Here is a 17,238-nt window from a genome sequence, read left to right on the forward strand (position 1 = left end):
GGCGGAGGGCCGATAGGTTCGGCCGGGTCCACCACCGGACGCCCGGCCGGAGAACGTCCGGCCACTCGGGTCAGCGCCGCTGGGTCAGGGACGGCGCGCCGCACCGGAGCACCGTCACTGGGAGCCAGGCTCAGCGGCGGCGCGGTACCGAGGGACGTTCCAGCCGGCCGGGGAGGTGCGACCCAGGGTGGGGCCCGGGTGCTCAGTAGACAACGGCTTCAGGGCGATCCGCAGCCGGCGGGTCCCGGGCCGGCCCGAAGGGCGCCGGGCCCCCATCCGCTGCCCCTCTTCAAGCACGCCCAAAAAGTGTGTTCCTACCCGATCTTCGGTAAACGACACCACCATATGAACGTCCTGTCACGTCGGCGCAGGCCGTGCCCACTATGGTGGGATCCTCCGCACAGGACATGAAGGGGCAGCAGTGAACGACGGCGACGGGATCCTCGCGGCAGGATCCCAGGGGAGGAACTTCGGCCCGCTCGGCACGGCTTTGGTGATCATCCCGACCTACAACGAGGCGGAGAACATCAAGGCGATCGTCGGCCGGGTGCGCGAGGCCGTTCCCGAGGCGCACGTTCTCGTGGCCGACGACAACAGCCCCGACGGCACGGGCAAGCTCGCCGATGAACTGGCCGCCGGGGACGAACGCGTCCAGGTGCTGCACCGCAAGGGCAAGGAGGGCCTGGGCGCGGCCTATCTCGCGGGCTTCCGCTGGGGCATGGAGCACGGCTACGGCGTGCTCGTCGAGATGGACGCCGACGGTTCCCACCAGCCCGAGGAATTGCCTCGCCTGCTGACCGCCCTCAAGGGCGCCGACCTGGTGCTCGGTTCGCGCTGGGTACCCGGCGGCCGGGTGGTGAACTGGCCCAAGTCCCGTGAGTTCATCTCGCGCGGGGGCAGTCTCTACTCGCGCGTGGCGCTCGATCTGCCGCTGCGCGACATCACCGGCGGCTTCCGCGCCTTCCGCCGCGAGACGCTGGAGGGCCTCGGCCTCGAGGAAGTGGCCTCCCAGGGGTACTGCTTCCAGGTCGACCTGGCCCGCCGCGCGGTGAAGGCCGGTTACCACGTCGTCGAGGTCCCCATCACCTTCGTCGAGCGCGAACTCGGCGACTCCAAGATGAGCCGCGACATCCTCGTCGAAGCACTGTGGCGGGTCACGGCGTGGGGCGTGGGGGAGCGGGTCGGCAAGGTCCTCGGACGCGGTGACGACAAGCAGCAAGCGGAGCCGGACGTCAAGCAGTCCGAGCCGGACGCCAAGCAGCAAGTCGAGCCGGACGTCAAGCAGTCCGAGCCGGACGCCAAGCGGTCCGAACCGTAGGCGTACGACCGCCCGTTCGTCCCGGTGATCCCGCTTATCCCGTGCTGAGCCGGGCCCAGGCACACTGGGAGCATGACGACTGGCGCTCAGACCCCGTATCCCGCCCGGCCCCGGCGCTCCCGGCTGCGCACCTTCCTGCCGCTGGGTGTCGCCGCATGGCTCGTGCTGGAGATCTGGCTGCTCACCATGGTCGCCGGGGCGTCGAACGGACTGGTGGTCTTCCTGATCCTGGTGGCCGGCCTCGTCCTCGGCTCGGCCGTCATCAAGCGGGCCGGCCGGCGGGCCTTCAAGAACCTGACCGAGACGCTGCAACAGCAGCAGGGCGGGGTGCTGTCCGAAGCCCGGCCGAACAGCGAGGGCAACGGCCTGACGATGCTGGGCGGCCTGCTGCTGATCATCCCCGGTGTGATCTCGGACGCGGTGGGGCTGCTCCTGCTGGTGCCGCCGGTGCAGAAGGCCGTGAGCCGTCACGCCGAGCGCACCTTCGAGCGCAAGCTCCGCGAGGCCGCGCAGGGCTCCCTCGGGGACGCCTTCCAGCAGGCCCGTATGCGCAGGCCCGACGGCAAGGTCGTCCAGGGCGAGGTCGTCCGGGACGAACCCGGAGGCGCTCCGGGGGACACCCCGCAGGGGCCGCGCCCGCCGCTCACCCGCTGAGGGCGGGCCGGGTCCCCACGGCCGGTCCCCACACGCACACAGGACCGCGGGCGCCGTACGTCACGTACGGCGCCCGCGGTCCTGTGCCGCTGTGCGGGTGCGGCTTCGCTCAAGCCCCCGACGGGATCAAGCCGACTTTCGGCTGTCCCTGGGGTGAACCGCGATGTTCATCGCACCGGAGCGCAGAACGGCGAGACGCTCCTCGAGGACCTCTTCGAGTTCCTCTCGGGTACGCCGCTCCATCAGCATGTCCCAATGCGTACGCGCGGGCTTGGCCTTCTTCTCCTCAGGGCCGTCGCCGTCCACCAGGAGTGCCTGGGCACCGCAGACCTTGCACTCCCACTCCGGCGGGATCTCCGCCTCGACCGAGAAGGGCATCTCGAAGCGGTGCCCCTTCTCGCATGCGTACTCCACGGCCTGGCGCGGGGCCAGGTCGATGCCGCGGTCCGTCTCGTAGCTGGTCACCACGAGGCGCGTGCCGCGAAGAGCTCGCTCACTCATGAATCGTGCCTCCCGGGCTTGTCGCCCACAGGACAGGTGTCGCTGTCGTCGTCATCCGGTCAACGTCCGGGCGGCGGTAAAGATTCCCGTCCGGAGTCCCGATCCGGGTCATGTGTCGCCGTCGTAGCCGCAGCCTTGTCAACCAGTGCAGTACCCCCCGACGTCCGGTTTGTCACACCTATAAGGAGATGCGACTCAGCGTTCGGCATCTTTGACGCGCAGTAACGGTACGCCTGGCAGGCCAAACGCGTACACTACAGCCCTTTCGCGCCCAGCGCTAAATCCTTTTGGGAACCGGGTTGCCCGCTTCGGTGATCGCACGCCGCACCGGCACCCGCGCGAGCAGTACGAATCCCAGGACGAAGAAGCCCACCAGGGAGATGATGGCGTCCCGGTAGCTGCCCGTCAGCTGGTAGGTGAGACCGAACAGCAGCGGCCCGAGCCAGCTCGTCCCGCGGTCGCTCACCTCGTACGCGGAGAAGTACTCGGCCTCCTTGCCGGGCGGCACGAGGTGGGAGAAGAGCGAGCGGGACAGCGCCTGGCTGCCGCCGAGGACCAGACCGATACCGGCCGCCAGCACGAAGAACCACGCGGGGGCGCCTGCGGGCAGGAAGTACCCCGCGGCCAGGGTCAGGGTCCAGGCGACCAGGGAGCCGAGGATCGCGCGCTTCGCGCCGTACCGCCGGGCCAGCCGGCCCAGCGCCAGGGCGCCCGCCACCGCCAGCACCTGGACCAGCAGCACGGCCACGATGAGCGTCGACTGTCCGAGCCCCAGTTCCTTCGAGCCGTACACCGAGGCCTGGGTGATCACCGTCTGGATGCCGTCGTTGTAGACGAGGTACGCCAGCAGGAACGCCAGCGTCAGCGGGTGCCGGCGCATGTCGCGGACGGTCGCCGCCAGCTGCCGGAAGCCCGGCAGGGCCGCCTCCCGCGCGGGAGCACGACGGTCGCGCAGCCGGCGCAGCGGCACCAGCGCGAAGGCGCCCCACCACAGACCGGCCGACGCCAGGCAGATGCGCACCGCCATGCCCTCGGATATACCGAAGCCCTCGTGACCGGTGTAGAGGACGAGGTTCAGGACGAGGACCAGGGCCCCGGCCGCGTATCCGAAGGCCCACCCGCGCGAGGAGACCGCGTCGCGCTCCTCGGGCGTGGCGATCTGCGGGAGGTAGGAGTTGTAGAGCATCATCGCGACGGACTGTGCGGCGTTCGCCACCACCAGCAGCACGCCGCCGAGGAGATAGCGCTCGCCGCCGAGGAAGAACATGCCGGCGGTGGCCGCGGCCCCGGTGTAGGCGGCGGCCGCGAGCAGCGGCTTCTTGCGTCCGGTGCGGTCGGCGGCGGCCCCCACCAGTGGCATCACCAGCACGGCCACGATCACCGACAGGGAGACCGAGTAGGCGAAGAAGGACCCCGCGCGCACCGGTATGCCCAATGGGTGGACGAATCCGTCCGCGTCCGCCGCGGCCTCGGCGACCGACGTCAGATAGGGGCCGAGGAACACGGTGAGCACGCTCGTGGAGTACACGGAGCAGGCCCAGTCGTAGAAGTACCAGCCACGCTGCTCGCGCCGCCGGCCGGCGGCCTCGTCCGGCGCCGGTGACCGCACGGTGTCGGTGCCCACCCGTGCCCTCGCTTCCCCGTGAGCGCGCGGAGGCGGCCGGGCGCGGGGTCTCAGACCCAGATGCCGCGGTCCTCCATCACCTTGCGCAGTGTGTCGATGTGATCGGTCATGATGCCATCCACCCCGAGGTCCAGGAGCCGGTGCATCCGTTCCTCCTCGTTGATGGTCCACACGTGCACCTGCAGACCGTGCGCGTGGGCGGTCCGCACGAACCGGCGGTCGACCACCTGGATGCCCGACTGCTGTTCGGGGACCTGGGCGGCGACGGCCGACCGGCGCACCGCGGCCGGCAGTCCCCAGGACCGCAGCCGCAGGTTCAGCACGCCCCGGGTGCCGTACGAGGTGGCCAGCCGCGGGCCGGCCAGCCGCTGGGCGCGCACCACCCGGGCCTCGGAGAACGATCCGAGGCAGACCCGGTCCCAGGAGTCGGTGCGCCCGATCAGGTCCAGGATGGGCAGGAGGGCCGGTTCGGCCTTCACGTCGACGTTCCAGCGCACCTCGGGGAAGGTCTCCAGGAGCTCCTCGAACAGGGGGACCGGTTCCTCGCCCGCCACGCGCGCGTGCGCCACGTCCCGCCACGGCAGATCGGCGATCCGGCCCGCGCCGTCCGTCACCCGGTCGAGGGTCGCGTCGTGGAAGGCGACGAGCCGGCCGTCGCGCGTGGCGTGGACGTCGGTCTCGATGTACCGGTAACCCGCCTCGGCGGCGCGCCGGAACTGCCGGACGGTGTTCTCCAGGCCGTCCGCCGCACCACCCCGGTGGGCGAAGGCGATCGGGCCGGGATGGTCGAGGTAGGGGTGGCGTATCCGCGGGGTCACGGACGCAGTATCACGCGCCGTGGTGGACCTGCGGCAACGACCGTGCTGCCGCCGGATGCCGGGGGGACGGCGAAGACCCGCAGGAACAGCTGGGCGAGCGGACCGATCGTCACCGCGTACAGCAGGGTGCCGACGCCCACCGTGCCGCCGAGGAGGAAGCCGGTGACGACGACCGTGATCTCGATGGCCGTGCGGACCAGGCGGACCGACACCCCGGTGCGCCGGTTCAGTCCCGTCATCAGTCCGTCGCGCGGGCCCGGGCCGAAGCGCGCCGCGATGTACAGTCCGGTCGCCGCGCCGTTGAGCACGATGCCCGCCGCCATCAGCGGCACCCGTACGGCCATGGTGTGCGCGTCGGGGACCACGGCCAGGGCCGCGTCCATCGCCGCGCCGATCACCAGCACGTTGGAGACGGTGCCGAGGCCCGGCCGCTGGCGCAGCGGGATCCACAGCAGCAGCACCGCCGCGCCCACGAGTGTCAGCACCACGCCCATGGACAGCCCCGTCCGCTCGGACAGGCCCTGGTGCAGCACGTTCCACGGTTCGAGGCCGAGCCCCGACCGCACCAGCAGCGCCGAACTCGCGCCGTACAGCGCCAGACCCGCGTACAGCTGGAACAGCCGCCGCGCGAGATGCCCGCGACGGGACGAGTACCTGGCCAAAACGTGCCCCCTGTGGTGGAAGTGGACCGATGCGTGACACCATGTGGCTTGGTCGATGGCGTCATCCAGGGCCAATCCAGGGAAGGTGGACTGATTCTCGTGGTGCAGTGGACCTCCGCAGTGGGTGCGGCGCAGCTCGCCCGGCTGCTCAACTCCCAGCAGGACCGCCCAGCCGGTCCCGGGACCCGCCGCCCGCCCGCCTACCGCGCGCTCGCCGACGGCATCCGCCTGCTGGTGCTGGAAGGGCGCGTACCGGTGGCCGCGCGGCTGCCCGCCGAGCGGGAGCTGGCCCTCGCCCTCTCCGTCAGCCGTACCACCGTGGCCGCCGCCTACGAGGCGCTGCGCACCGAGGGGTTCCTGGAGTCACGGCGCGGCGCGGGCAGCTGGACCGCGGTCCCGGCCGGCAATCCGGTGCCCGCGCGGGGACTGGAACCGCTGCCGCCCGAGGCCCTCGGCTCGATGATCGACCTCGGCTGTGCCGCGCTGCCCGCGCCCGAGCCCTGGCTCACCCGGGCCGTCCAGGGCGCGTTGGAGGAGCTTCCGCCGTACGCGCACACCCATGGCGACTATCCCGCCGGGCTGCCCGCGCTGCGCTCGATGATCGCGGACCGCTACACCGCGCGGGGCATCCCGACCATGCCCGAGCAGATCATGGTGACGACCGGCGCCATGGGCGCCATCGACGCCATCTGTCACCTCTTCGGGGGGCGCGGCGAGCGCATCGCGGTCGAGTCGCCGTCCTACGCCAACATCCTCCAGCTGATGCGGGAGGCCGGCGCCCGGCTCGTCCCCGTCGCCATGGCCGAGGGACTGACCGGCTGGGACCTGGACCGCTGGCGCCAGGTGCTGCGCGAGGCGGCGCCCCGGATCGCGTACGTCGTCGCCGACTTCCACAATCCGACCGGCGCGCTCGCCGACGAGGACCAGCGGCGCCGCCTGGTCGACGCGGCGCGTTCCGCGGGCACGGTGCTGGTCGCCGACGAGACGATGAGCGAGCTGTGGCTCGACGCGGACGTGGAGATGCCGCGCCCGGTGTGCGCCTTCGACCCCGCCGGGTCCACGGTGATCACGGTTGGCTCGGCGAGCAAGGCCTTCTGGGCCGGCATGCGCATCGGCTGGGTGCGCGCGGCCCCCGACGTCGTCCGCAGCCTCGTCGCCGCACGCGCGTACGCCGATCTGGGCACGCCCGTACTGGAACAGCTGGCCGTGAACTGGCTGTTCGGCACCGGTGGCTGGGAACAGGCGGTGGAGGTACGGCGCGCCCAGGCCCGGCAGAACCGGGACGAGCTGGTGACCGCGGTACGGCGGGAGCTGCCCGGCTGGGAGTTCGAGGTGCCGCGCGGCGGGCTCACGCTGTGGGTGCGCACCGGCGGCCTCTCCGGCTCACGCCTGGCCGAGGCGGGCGAACGGGTCGGCGTACGGGTGCCGTCCGGCCCCCGCTTCGGCGTCGACGGAGCGTTCGAGGGCTACGTACGGCTGCCCTTCACGGTGGGCGGCGCGGTGGCGGAGGAGGCGGCGGCCCGCCTGTCCGCGGCGGCCCGCATCGTCGAAACGGGCGGCACCACCGGCACGGAACCCCCCCGCACGTTCGTGGCGTAGCCGGGGCACCGGTGCCCGTGGAACTGCGGGCAGTCGTGCCTCCCCAGTGCCTTGAAGGCCTGGGAGGCGCCCCCGGGGCGGCACGGGTGGGCGCGGCGGCACGTGCCACGAGGCACCCCTCCGACGGCGGAACCCGTGGGCACCGACGGTCGGCTAGGTGGTGGGCTCCGCCACCGCCGCCTCGGCGCCGACAGCCTCGGAGGGCGCCTCCGCCGGTCCCTCGGTCTCGGCGGAGGCCGCCGCGGCCACCTTCTCCACCCTCACCTTGTCGAGGCGCACAGCCCCCGCCACCCCCGCCTCCAGCCGCTCCGGCTCCTCGTCCGCGGGCGTCGTCCGCGGCGGCAGCAGATCCAGCACCGCCTGCCGCTCCGCGTCGCTGGTCGCGTCGTCGTACGGGTCCGGCGTCGCCGGAACCTGAAGGCGGTGGACCGGCCCCGAGCCCAGCCGGGCGTACCCGCGCCCCGGCGGGACCTGGTCGACCGGCGTGGTGTGCGGCGGCGCTCCCAGGACGGCCTCCAGCTGCTCCGCCGTCGCGGGCCCGAGGACGACCCGCGCGCGCGTGTGCTGCCGTACCGGGTCGCTGAGGCCCTCCAGGCCGTCGAGCTGCTCGGCGACGACCACGGTGACGTTCGCCGGGCGGCCGTGCCGCAGCGGAACCTGGAGCAGCGACTGGGGGTCCTTGTGACCGTCCGCGGCGGCCAGGTGCGTGAAGACGCTCGGCCGGTCCAGCAGCAGCCACAGGGGACGCCTGGTGTCCTCGGGCGGCGGATCACCCGCCTGATGCGCGCGGTTGGCCGCGATCAGCCGGCGCTCCGTCTCGTGCGCGGCCCACTCCAGGCTCGTCAGCGCCCCCGGCAGCCCGCACTCCACGGAGAGCACGCCGTCCCGGCCGGTCAGACAGGCGTACTCGCCGGTGCCGCCCCCGTCGACGATCACCACGTCGCCGTGGTGGAGGGCCTGCAGGGCGATGGAGCGCAGCAGCGTCGAGGTGCCGCTGCCCGGCTGGCCGGCCACGAGCAGATGGGGCTCGGTGGAACGGATGCCGGTGCGCCAGACGACGGGCGGGACGTCGCGCCGCTCCTCGCCGTGGACGCCGTGGGTGAGCGGCAGCGTCCGCTGCACCCCGGTGGGGTCGGTGAAGCCGAGCACCGTCTCGCCGGGGGCCGTGACGAAGGGCTGGGCGGCGATGTCGGTGGGCAGGGGGGCGAGGACACGGACCGTGAGCTGGTTGGCCTCCTCGTCCCACGCGAAGTGGTACTCGCGGCCGCGCCCCGACTTCGCGCCGAGCAGGTGCTCGATCCGCGCCCGTGACTCCGGCTCGCCGTCGGTGAAGTAGGCGGGGTAGCCGATCACCAGGTGCGCGATCCGGCCGGTGGCGTCGAACTCGTACTCGGAGAAGACCTTCTCCCAGTCGCCGCCGTGGGCGTAGAGCGGTTCGGGGTTCTCGGCGGCGGAGAAGTACGGCACCAGGGCCTCGTAGAGCGCCTTCAGGCGCTGGACCTGTGACGCGTCGGGCCCGGCGGGCGCCGACGGGGCGCGGTCCCGGCCCTGCCAGGCCGCCGCCGCCATCAGGGTGATGACGGCGAGCAGGGGACCGTACGGCGCGAGCGCCAGGACCAGCAGGACCGACGCCACCAGGAAGAGCAGCGCGCCGCGCCGGTCCTTGGGGGTGTCGGCCCACCTGCGCCGCCCGGCCGAGGCCAGTCGGCGCAGACCGCGCGTGATGGTGATCAGCGGGTGGAGGACGTCCGTGGCGCTGTCGGCCGCCGTCCTGGCCAGCTCCCGGCTCCGGGCGAGCTGCGCGCCGCCGTTGCTCAGGATGCGGGGGAGGGGGCGCCGGGCCACTGCTGTCTCCAGAGGGTGTGTACGGGCGGGCGGTGCGTGGTCGGGCGGATCAGAACTTGAATCCCCCCAGGAGGCCGGCCAGGCTCTCGCCGCCCGCCTTGATGCTGGGTGCGATGGCCGTACTGGCCAGGTAGAAGCCGAAGAGCATCGCCACCAGGGCGTGCGAGACCTTCAGTCCGTCCTTGCGGAGGAAGATGAAGACGACGATGCCGAGCAGCACTACGCATGAGATCGAGATGATCATGTGAGTTCTCCTGGTTCGCGGGGACAGTCACCATGAGTGCGTCCAGGATCACAGAATGTATCTATAGGATAAAAGGTGCAACTGGGTCGATTCTCGGCTTTTACCCCGGACGGGCCTGCCGTGATCATTGTCTCGGGCGCGACAGGTCATGTGCCCGGCGAGCCAGTACCCTGGCGATTCACCCGTACGGCTCTGCACCGCTCGCAGACGTACGTCCTGTCCCCGATGCGTGAAGCACGTGCAGTGAGAGGCGGTCCTGCGATGACTGAAGCCCCCGACCCCGAGGTCGTGGAGCTGGCGACCAAGATCTTCGATCTGGCCCGGCGCGGCCGGACCGAGGAGCTCGTGGCCTACGTCGACGCGGGCGTGCCGGCCGACCTGACCAACGATCGGGGCGACTCCCTCGTGATGCTCGCCGCGTACCACGGTCACGCCGGGGCGGTGCGCGCCCTGCTGGAGCGCGGCGCCGACGCCGACCGCGTCAACGACCGGGGCCAGACGCCACTCGCGGGAGCGGTCTTCAAGGGCGAGACCGAGGTGATCCAGGCCCTTCTGAAGGGTGGCGCGGACCCGTCCGCGGGCACCCCCTCGGCCGTCGACACGGCCCGGATGTTCGGCCGTACGGAGCTGCTCGAGCTGTTCGGCGAGCACTGAGCGACACGCTCTGACCAGCGACGACACGGAAAACGGGGGAGGCGGTACAGGGCCGCCGAAATTTCGGTCGCGGTAGATGTGACCGCCGGGTCATCATGACGACGTGATTCACGGACGCGATGGCTGGGCAGGTGTTGCCGCACCGCGCGGGCCGTGATGCGGTCCGCATGGGCCACCGACGAGAGGCAGAGAGATGGTCTACAGCGAGCAGGAAACGGCGGGCGCCCCGACGTGTTGTCACGCGGCCAGGTAATGCACGTCCCCGGTTGCGTCGACGCTTGATGTGAGGCTGTTTCCCATGTTCGATCCGGTCATAGCGCCCAGCGGTACGCTGCTCGGCCTGCTCCAGCGGGGCCGTGGCGACGGCACGCTGCACGCGCTCACCGCCCCGCGCTCCGAAGCGCTCACGGCGCTGAACCACTGTGTGCTGCACGACCCGCGCCACGACTGGCAGGTGGAGAACCGCTCCCTCTACTACGCCCGCCTCTACCTCGATCTGCACGGCGAACTGGACGCGATCGAGGCCCACCTCTTCGACCCCGAGGACGTCCTCGACACCGACGAGTCCCGCACCGGACTCGCCCTCGCGGTCCTCGGGCACCTCGCCTCCTACGGCAGGCGGGACGCCCTCGACCTGTTGCGCAGGTACGCCGCCCACGGCACCAACTGGGCCTGGGCCCTGGACGAGCTGGCGCTGAGGGACGACGACGCGGGCCTGCGCGCCCTCGCCGCCCCGGTCCTCGCGCGGTTCGCCACCGACGCCGAGGGCGAGGCGGAACTCGCCGCCACCGTCCGTGACGCCTTCGAACCACGGCCCTGGCGGCTGTGGGCCGACGATCCCCGCGAGGCCGTCGCCACGCGTGTGCGCGCCGCCCAGGAGGCCGGGTCCTTCGACCGCTGGCAGCGGCAGATGCGCCCCACCGGGCCCCGTCCCGGCTGGAGCGTGCGGGCCGTGTTCGAGTGGGCCCAGCAAGGCGTCGAGCGCGGCGCCGCGCTCCATGTCCCGGCCGCCCGCTGCCTCACCGCCGTGGCGGGCCCCGAGGACCGGCCCGAGATCGTCCGGGCCGCCCAGGACGGCACCGAGGGAGCCCGGTGCACCGCCCTGCGGTACCTCGCCGACAGCAACGATCCCGACGCCCTCGGCCTGATCGAGGGCGCCGTGGCCACCGGCTCGACGGCCGTCGTGGAAGCCGCCGTCGACGCCTTCGAACGCATGCGCAGTCTCGCCGCCGTCGACCGGGCGCGCGGCTGGGCCCGCCGGCCCGACCCGCTCGGCGCCGCCGCCAGCCGTGTCCTCGCCTGCCGGGGCGGTGTCCAGGACCGTGACCTGGTCCTCGCGGCGCTGCGGGAGGCGGTACGGGGCGAGGGCCCCGACGCGCCCACCCTGTGGACCCTCGTCGACGGCGCCGGACGCCTCGGCATCGCCTGCGCGGCCCCCGTGCTCCGCCACGTCTACCGCGAGACCGCCTCGTCCCATCTGCGGGGCCGCGCCGCCCGCGCCCTCGCCGCGACCGACCCCTCCTACGGCACCGGCTTCGCCGTCGAGTGCCTGTGGGACTGCGAGGAGTCCACCCGCGAGATCGCCGCCCGGCACGCCGAGACCGGGGACACCCGGGTCGTGGAGCGCCTGCGCAGGCTCGCCGCGGACCCGGCCGAGGAGGCCGAGGTGCAGACCGCCGTACGCAGCCGGATCGGTCCCGGGGAGCCCGCCGTGTGACCGCCTTCCGCGCGGCGGTGAACGGTGGATGGCCCGTGGGTCAGGCGCACGTGGATGCCGCCTGACCTGCACGGGGAAGGGAGGCAACGCTCACGGCGCGTTCCCCGCCAGGAAAGATCCACGTTGACGTGACCACGTCCGGCGCGGCGACAACACCGGTATGCGTGTCGTCATCGTGACCGAGTCCTTTCCCCCCGATGTGAACGGCGTGGCCCACTGCGCGCTCCAGACCGCCCGACACCTCGTCGACCGCGGCCACGCCCCCCTCGTCGTCGCCCCCGCCATCGCGGACGACGACCCCGACGGCGGGGCGCCCTGCCCCGTCGTCCGCGTCCCCTCCCTTCCGCTCCCCGGCTACCCCCAGGTCCGCGTCGCCCTCCCCAGCCGGCGCCTGGCCGCCGCGATCGCCGAACACCGGGCCGACGTCGTCCACCTGGCCAGCCCCTTCGTCCTCGGCGTGCGCGGCATGGCGGCCGCCGCCCGCCTGGGCCTGCCCGCCGTCGCCGTCTACCAGACCGACCTCGCCGGATACGCCCGTACGTACGTGGGCGCCGGAGAGGCGGCGGCCTGGCGGCGCATCCGCTCCGTGCACACGGCCGCGGACCTCACCCTGGCCCCGTCCGGCGCCGCCCTGCGCGACCTGGAAGCACACGGCGTGCCCCGGGTCCGGCTGTGGCCGCGCGGCGTGGACACCGCCCGCTTCCGGCCCGGCCTCCGCGACGAGGCACTGCGCCGCACCCTCGCCCCGGACGGCGAGCTCGTCGTCGGCTACGTGGGCCGGCTCGCCCCGGAGAAGCAGGTCGAACTGCTGTCGGGGGCCTGCGAGCTGCCCGGCGTGCGGGTCGTGGTCGTCGGCGACGGGCCCAGCCGGCCGGCGCTGGAACAGGCACTGCCCGGCGCGGCCTTCCTCGGCCGCCGCACCGGCGAGGACCTCGCGCGGATCTTCGCCTCGCTGGACGTCTTCGTGCACACCGGACCGTTCGAGACCTTCTGCCAGACCGTGCAGGAGGCGATGGCGAGCGGGGTGCCCGTGGTCGCGCCCGCCGCGGGCGGCCCGCTGGACCTGGTCGCGCACGGCCGCACCGGGCTGCTCGTCCCGCCGCGCGACGCCGCCGCCGTACGCGACGCGGTGTGGTCCATGGCCGCCGATCCCGTCCTGCGGGCCGCGTACGGGGCGGCCGGGCGCGCGACGGTCGAGGGACGCACCTGGGCGGCCGTCGGCGACCGGCTCATCGGGTACTACGCCGATGTGCTCGCCGGGCGCAGGACGGCGGTGGCGGCGTGAACGGGTCGCTGCGCATCGTGCGGCTGGCGAACTTCGTGGCACCCGCGTCCGGCGGGCTGCGCACCGCGCTGCGGGAACTCGGCAAGGGCTACCTGGGGGCGGGGCACCGGCCCGTGCTCGTCGTCCCCGGCGAGCGGGAGAGCGACCGCGAGACCGAGCAGGGGCGGGTGATCACCCTGCCGGGCCCGCTGCTGCCCGGCACCGGCGGCTACCGCGTCCTCACCGACAGACAGCGGGTCGCCGGCCTGCTCCAGGACCTGGCCCCCGACCGGCTCGAGGTGTCCGACCGTACGACCCTGCGCTGGACCGGCCGATGGGCCCGGCGGGCCCGCATTCCGGCGGTCATGGTCTCCCACGAGACCGCCGACGGGGTGCTGCGCACCTGGGGACTGCCGGAGCGGGTCGCCCGGCGCACCGCCGACGCCCTCAACACGCGTACCGCGCACACGTACGCGCGCGTGGTGTGCACCACCGAGTTCGCCGAGCGGGAGTTCGTGCGCATCGGGGCCCGCAACGTCGTACGGGCCCCGCTGGGCGTCGACCTGGTGGAACGGCACCCCGCGCTGCGCGACCCGGGACTGCGCGCCCGGTACGCGCGCGTGCCGGAGACGTTGCTCGTGATGTGCTCCAGGCTGTCCCTGGAGAAACGGCCGGGGACCGCGCTGGACGCGCTGGAGGCACTGCTGCGGCGCGGGCGGCGGACGGTGCTGGTCGTCGCCGGGGACGGCCCGCTGCGGGCGCGGCTCGAACAGCGCGCGCGGGAGCGCGGGCTGCCGGTCGTCTTCCTCGGGCACGTGCGCGACCGGAGGCTGCTGGGCGCGCTCCAGGCGTCCGCCGACGTGTGTCTGGCACCGGGGCCCGCCGAGACCTTCGGGCTCGCCGCGCTGGAGGCGATGGCGTGCGGCACGCCCGTGGTGGCGAGCGCGTCGTCGGCGCTCCCGGAGGTGATCGGCGCGGCCGGCGCGGTCGCCGAGGACCGCGGGGAGGCCTTCGCGGACGCCGTCGAGCTGCTGCTGGAGCGCGCGGAGACGGACCGGCGCGAGGCGGCACGCGCGCGTGCGGAGCGTTTCGGCTGGGGGACGGCGGTGGCGGCGTTCCTCGCGGCGCACGACGCGCCGGTGACGGTGCCGGAGGCGGCGGCCGAGGACGCCGCCCCGGTACGGCCGGTCGTGTCCCGGGGGCTCTCGTGAGACCGCTGCGGTTCGTGGCCCTCGGGGACTCGCTGACCGAGGGGGTCGGGGACCGGACCGGCGGCGGATGGCGCGGCTGGGCCGCACTGCTCGCGCCGTCGCTGGGCGTTGGGCCCGTGCGGTTCACCAACCTCGCGGTGAGCGGGGCACAGACGCGCGACGTGCTCGAGCGGCAGCTGCCCGCCGCGCTGGAGCAGCGGCCCGACCTCGTCTCCGTCGTCGTCGGCGTCAACGACACCCTGCGCCGCACCTTCGACATCCGTGACGTGGTGGCCCGGCTGGACCGGGTGTACGCGGCCTGCGTCGGCCAGGGCGCCGTGCTGCTGACCGCGTGCCTGCCCGATCCCGGCGGGATGCTGGGACTGCCGGGGGCGTTGGCGCGCCCGCTCGCCCGGCGGCAACGGGCGGTGAACACCGTGGTCCACGCCCTGTCCGACCGGTACGGCGCGGTGCACCTGCACGCCTGCGAGGGCGACTGGATCACCGACCGCGCGATGTGGAGCGCGGACCGGCTGCACCCCGGTGAGCCGGGACACCGCCAACTGGCCCTGCGCTTCCACGCGCTGCTGACGGAACGCGGTCTCGCGACCGGGCCCGCTCCGTCACCGGAGCCGGACTCCCCGGCTCCCACCAGGTGGGCGAGCCTGCGGTGGCTGGCCACGGCCGGCACCGGCTGGGTGGCCCGCCGGTGCACCGACCTGCTGCCGCAACTGCTCTCCCTGGCCGCCGACGACCTGCGCCACCACGCGCGGGGCACCGGCGTCCGCCTGGACCTGCGCACCTCCGCCGCCGTCTCGGCGGCCCTGGCCGCGTTGTCGACGGGGGAACAACGCCCCGGCGCCGCCTAGGAGCACCGGCGGCGTACGGCGACGAAGCGGACCGGCGTGCCGGGGCGTGCCTGTGCGGCGGCCGGGAGGTCGGCGGGGCGGACGACCGCGATCACCGGGTAGCCCCCGGTGGTCGGATGGTCGGCGAGGAAGACCACCGGCGCGCCGTCGGGCGGCACCTGGACCGCGCCCAGCGCCATGCCCTCGCTGGGGAGTTCGTCCCGCCGGGCCCGTTCCAGGGCCGGGCCGGCCGTGCGCAGCCCGATGCGGTTGCTCGCCGGCGACACGTGGTACGTGCGGGACGTGAGGAGCCGTACGGCGGCCGGGGTGAACCAGTCGTCGCGCGGGCCCGGTGTCACCCGCAGCACGAGCTCGTCCGGGGGCGCCGGCTGCGGGGCGACGTCCACGCGCGCGTGGACCTCCCGGGGGGCGCCGAGGGGGAGCACGGCGCCGTCCGTGAGGGGGGCCGGGCCGAGACCGGAGAGCAGGTCCGTGGAGCGGCTGCCGAGCACCGGTTCGACGGCGATCCCGCCGGAGACGGCCACATAGGCGCGTACTCCGGAGACCGCCGCGCCGACGTCCAGCACGGATCCGGCACGCACGCGCACCGGCGCGCCCCAGGCGGCCGGCCGGCCGTCCACGGTGATCGGGCAGGGAGCCCCGGTGACCGCCACGGTGACCGTCGAGCGGGGCCGCAGGGAGCAGCCGTCGAGGGTCGTCTCCAGGACGGCCGCGTCCGGCGGGTTGCCGGTCAGCCGGTTGGCGAGCGCCGCCGCGGGCCCGTCCAGCGCCCCGGAGCGGGGCACCCCGAGGTGGGCGTGCCCCGGGCGGCCCCGGTCCTGCACGGTGGTGAGGGCTCCCGCGCGCACGACGGCGAGCGCACGGTCCGTCATGTCGCGGACCCCGCCGCGGCCACCGGGACGAAGCGCACCCGCGTACCGGGGGAGAGCAGCGCCGCGGGCACGCGCGCGTGGTCCCACAGCACGAGGTCGGTCGTACCGATCAGCTGCCAGCCGCCCGGCGAGGACCGCGGGTACACGCCCGTGTAGGGACCCGCCAGCGCCACCGAACCGGCCGGGACGGCGGTGCGCGGAGTGGTCCGGCGGGGCACGTCGTAACGGGTCGGCAGACCGGTGAGGTAGCCGAAGCCGGGCGCGAACCCGCAGAAGGCGACACGGAACTCGGTGCCCGCGTGGACGCGGGCCACCTCCCGCGCGGGGACACCCCAGTGCGCGGCGACGTCCGCGAGGTCCGGGCCGTCGTAGCGCACCGGGATCTCGACCGTCTCCCGCGCACGAGGGGGCACGGGCGGCAGACGGAGGGCGGTCAGCTCGGCGGCCAGCCGGGCCGGATCGGACAGGCCGTCGAGCAGCACCGTGCGCGCCGCCGGGACGATCTCGCCGACCGGCAGCGAGCCCTCCGCGCGGCGCCGCAGCAGCTCCGCGTGGAGCGCCTGGGCCTCGTCGCCCGAGGAGACCTCGACGAGCAGGGCGTCCTCGCCGACGGGCAGCACCCTCATACGAAGGCCTCCACCCGCACCCCGGACGCCTCCAGCGCGTCACGCACCCGTCGCGCCAGGTCCACCGCGCCGGGCGTGTCACCGTGCAGGCACAGGGAGCGCGCCCGCACCTCGATGCGCCGTCCCGAGTGCGCGTCGACCTCCCCGTGGCGGGCCAGGTCCACCGAGCGGGCCACCACCGACTCCGGGTCGGTGACCACGGCACCCTCCTGCCGGCGCGGCACCAGCGTGCCCCCGTCGGTGTACGCCCGGTCGGCGAACGCCTCCGTGACCACCGGCAGCCCCGCCTTCCGGGCCAGTTCCAGCAGCCGGGAGCCGGGCAGGCCGAGCACGGGCAGCGTGGCGTCCGCCAGGAGCACCCCGTCGACGACCGCGCCGGCCTGCTCCTCGTCGCGCACCACCCGGTTGTACAGCGCCCCGTGCGGTTTGACGTACGCCACGCGGGCGCCCGCCGCGCGGGCGAACACCTCCAGGGCGCCGATCTGGTAGGCGACCTCGGCCGCCAGTTCGGCGGGTGGCACGTCCATCGCGCGCCGCCCGAACCCGGCGAGGTCCCGGTAGGAGACCTGGGCGCCGATCCGCACCCCGCGCCCGGCCGCGAGCTCGCACACCCGGCGCATGGTGGGCGCGTCCCCGGCGTGGAAACCGCACGCCACGTTGGCGCTGGTCACCACGGACAGCAGCCGCTCGTCGTCGGTGAGCCGCCAGCGGCCGAACCCCTCACCGAGGTCGGCGTTCAGATCGATCGACGTCATGGGTCCTTCGTCTCTCCTGCCTCGTG

17 protein-coding genes are annotated in these 17,238 nt (G+C 74.0%); 8 read left to right on the forward strand and 9 right to left on the reverse strand.

Translation table 11 applies throughout. The features are described from left to right. The first annotated feature begins 421 nt into the window (after window positions 1-421). The gene (locus tag AB0A94_RS20920) at window positions 422-1,318 is read left to right on the forward strand and encodes a polyprenol monophosphomannose synthase (protein ID WP_361746315.1); all 897 of its coding nucleotides are present in this window, start codon (window positions 422-424) and stop codon (window positions 1,316-1,318) included. 72 nt (window positions 1,319-1,390) lie between these two features. Then, window positions 1,391-1,972 (forward strand): FxsA family membrane protein, encoded by a 582-nt coding sequence (gene fxsA / locus AB0A94_RS20925; RefSeq protein ID WP_361746316.1) that lies wholly within the window; start codon window positions 1,391-1,393, stop codon window positions 1,970-1,972. A gap of 126 nt (window positions 1,973-2,098) precedes the next feature. Here fxsA and AB0A94_RS20930 read toward each other — a convergent pair whose 3' ends face one another. The 4 genes from AB0A94_RS20930 to AB0A94_RS20945 all read right to left on the reverse strand — a co-directional run bounded on the left by AB0A94_RS20930 (window position 2,099) and on the right by AB0A94_RS20945 (window position 5,577). Continuing rightward, a complete protein-coding gene (locus AB0A94_RS20930; protein ID WP_003977404.1) occupies window positions 2,099-2,473 on the reverse strand; it encodes an RNA polymerase-binding protein RbpA in 375 nt (124 codons plus the stop codon). A gap of 277 nt (window positions 2,474-2,750) precedes the next feature. After that, a complete protein-coding gene (locus AB0A94_RS20935) occupies window positions 2,751-4,097 on the reverse strand; it encodes an MFS transporter (RefSeq protein ID WP_361746318.1) in 1,347 nt (448 codons plus the stop codon). 50 nt (window positions 4,098-4,147) lie between these two features. Next, a complete protein-coding gene (locus AB0A94_RS20940; RefSeq protein WP_361746320.1) occupies window positions 4,148-4,915 on the reverse strand; it encodes a glycerophosphodiester phosphodiesterase in 768 nt (255 codons plus the stop codon). Then, complete coding sequence (locus tag AB0A94_RS20945; RefSeq protein WP_361746322.1) at window positions 4,912-5,577, reverse strand: hypothetical protein; 666 nt, start codon at window positions 5,575-5,577, stop codon at window positions 4,912-4,914. Before AB0A94_RS20945 ends, AB0A94_RS20940 begins: the two co-directional genes overlap by 4 nt. A 99-nt stretch (window positions 5,578-5,676) precedes the next feature. Here AB0A94_RS20945 and AB0A94_RS20950 point away from each other — a divergent pair, with 99 nt between their 5' ends. After that, a complete protein-coding gene (locus AB0A94_RS20950; protein WP_361746324.1) occupies window positions 5,677-7,176 on the forward strand; it encodes a PLP-dependent aminotransferase family protein in 1,500 nt (499 codons plus the stop codon). 153 nt (window positions 7,177-7,329) lie between these two features. On the opposite strand, the gene AB0A94_RS20955 is transcribed toward AB0A94_RS20950, so the two are convergent. Both AB0A94_RS20955 and AB0A94_RS20960 read right to left on the reverse strand, forming a co-directional pair. After that, window positions 7,330-9,021 carry a hypothetical protein gene (locus AB0A94_RS20955; RefSeq protein ID WP_361746326.1) on the reverse strand — a complete coding sequence of 564 codons (1,692 nt, stop codon included), beginning with the start codon at window positions 9,019-9,021 and terminating at the stop codon, window positions 7,330-7,332. 49 nt (window positions 9,022-9,070) lie between these two features. Continuing rightward, window positions 9,071-9,265 carry a hypothetical protein gene (locus tag AB0A94_RS20960; protein WP_361746328.1) on the reverse strand — a complete coding sequence of 65 codons (195 nt, stop codon included), beginning with the start codon at window positions 9,263-9,265 and terminating at the stop codon, window positions 9,071-9,073. A 261-nt stretch (window positions 9,266-9,526) separates the two neighbouring features. On the opposite strand from AB0A94_RS20960, the gene AB0A94_RS20965 reads away from it, so the two are divergent. The 5 genes from AB0A94_RS20965 (at window position 9,527) to AB0A94_RS20985 (ending at window position 14,959) form a co-directional block, all read left to right on the forward strand. Then, on the forward strand, window positions 9,527-9,919 hold the full coding sequence (locus AB0A94_RS20965; RefSeq protein ID WP_361746330.1) for an ankyrin repeat domain-containing protein: 393 nt from the start codon (window positions 9,527-9,529) through the stop codon (window positions 9,917-9,919). A 298-nt stretch (window positions 9,920-10,217) separates the two neighbouring features. Next, complete coding sequence (locus AB0A94_RS20970; RefSeq protein ID WP_361746332.1) at window positions 10,218-11,636, forward strand: HEAT repeat domain-containing protein; 1,419 nt, start codon at window positions 10,218-10,220, stop codon at window positions 11,634-11,636. A 160-nt stretch (window positions 11,637-11,796) separates the two neighbouring features. Beyond that, entirely contained in the window at window positions 11,797-12,921 is a 1,125-nt protein-coding gene (locus AB0A94_RS20975; protein WP_361746334.1) for a glycosyltransferase family 1 protein, read from the forward strand. After that, window positions 12,918-14,111, forward strand: coding sequence for a glycosyltransferase (locus AB0A94_RS20980; RefSeq protein WP_361746336.1), 1,194 nt, complete (start codon window positions 12,918-12,920; stop codon window positions 14,109-14,111). Before AB0A94_RS20975 ends, AB0A94_RS20980 begins: the two co-directional genes overlap by 4 nt. After that, entirely contained in the window at window positions 14,108-14,959 is an 852-nt protein-coding gene (locus tag AB0A94_RS20985) for an SGNH/GDSL hydrolase family protein (RefSeq protein WP_361746338.1), read from the forward strand. Before AB0A94_RS20980 ends, AB0A94_RS20985 begins: the two co-directional genes overlap by 4 nt. Here AB0A94_RS20985 and AB0A94_RS20990 read toward each other — a convergent pair. Genes AB0A94_RS20990 through AB0A94_RS21000 form a run of 3 tightly spaced genes read right to left on the reverse strand, consistent with a single transcriptional unit; the run spans window position 14,956 to window position 17,212 of the window. Next, a complete protein-coding gene (locus AB0A94_RS20990) occupies window positions 14,956-15,831 on the reverse strand; it encodes a biotin-dependent carboxyltransferase family protein (RefSeq protein ID WP_361746340.1) in 876 nt (291 codons plus the stop codon). The genes AB0A94_RS20985 and AB0A94_RS20990 overlap by 4 nt on opposite strands. After that, complete coding sequence (locus tag AB0A94_RS20995; RefSeq protein WP_361746342.1) at window positions 15,828-16,457, reverse strand: allophanate hydrolase subunit 1; 630 nt, start codon at window positions 16,455-16,457, stop codon at window positions 15,828-15,830. Before AB0A94_RS20995 ends, AB0A94_RS20990 begins: the two co-directional genes overlap by 4 nt. Then, window positions 16,454-17,212: a 5-oxoprolinase subunit PxpA gene (locus AB0A94_RS21000; protein ID WP_361746343.1), complete on the reverse strand. Its 759-nt coding sequence runs from the start codon at window positions 17,210-17,212 to the stop codon at window positions 16,454-16,456. The genes AB0A94_RS20995 and AB0A94_RS21000 overlap by 4 nt, the downstream gene beginning before the upstream one ends. Between the last annotated feature and the right edge of the window lie 26 nt (window positions 17,213-17,238).

Source organism: Streptomyces sp. NPDC044984, assembly GCF_040646935.1.
Classification (GTDB): Bacteria; Actinomycetota; Actinomycetes; order Streptomycetales; family Streptomycetaceae; genus Streptomyces.

What these genes read in the sequence shown, in the direction of transcription:
- fxsA (WP_361746316.1), top strand. Translation starts at nt 1,391, where the DNA reads ATGACGACTGGCGCTCAGACCCCGTATCCCGCCCGGCCCCGGCGCTCC.
- AB0A94_RS20930 (WP_003977404.1), bottom strand. Translation starts at nt 2,473, where the DNA reads ATGAGTGAGCGAGCTCTTCGCGGCACGCGCCTCGTGGTGACCAGCTAC.
- AB0A94_RS20960 (WP_361746328.1), bottom strand. Translation starts at nt 9,265, where the DNA reads ATGATCATCTCGATCTCATGCGTAGTGCTGCTCGGCATCGTCGTCTTC.
- AB0A94_RS20965 (WP_361746330.1), top strand. Translation starts at nt 9,527, where the DNA reads ATGACTGAAGCCCCCGACCCCGAGGTCGTGGAGCTGGCGACCAAGATC.
- AB0A94_RS20970 (WP_361746332.1), top strand. Translation starts at nt 10,218, where the DNA reads ATGTTCGATCCGGTCATAGCGCCCAGCGGTACGCTGCTCGGCCTGCTC.
- AB0A94_RS20975 (WP_361746334.1), top strand. Translation starts at nt 11,797, where the DNA reads ATGCGTGTCGTCATCGTGACCGAGTCCTTTCCCCCCGATGTGAACGGC.
- AB0A94_RS20990 (WP_361746340.1), bottom strand. Translation starts at nt 15,831, where the DNA reads ATGACGGACCGTGCGCTCGCCGTCGTGCGCGCGGGAGCCCTCACCACC.
- AB0A94_RS20995 (WP_361746342.1), bottom strand. Translation starts at nt 16,457, where the DNA reads ATGAGGGTGCTGCCCGTCGGCGAGGACGCCCTGCTCGTCGAGGTCTCC.
- AB0A94_RS21000 (WP_361746343.1), bottom strand. Translation starts at nt 17,212, where the DNA reads ATGACGTCGATCGATCTGAACGCCGACCTCGGTGAGGGGTTCGGCCGC.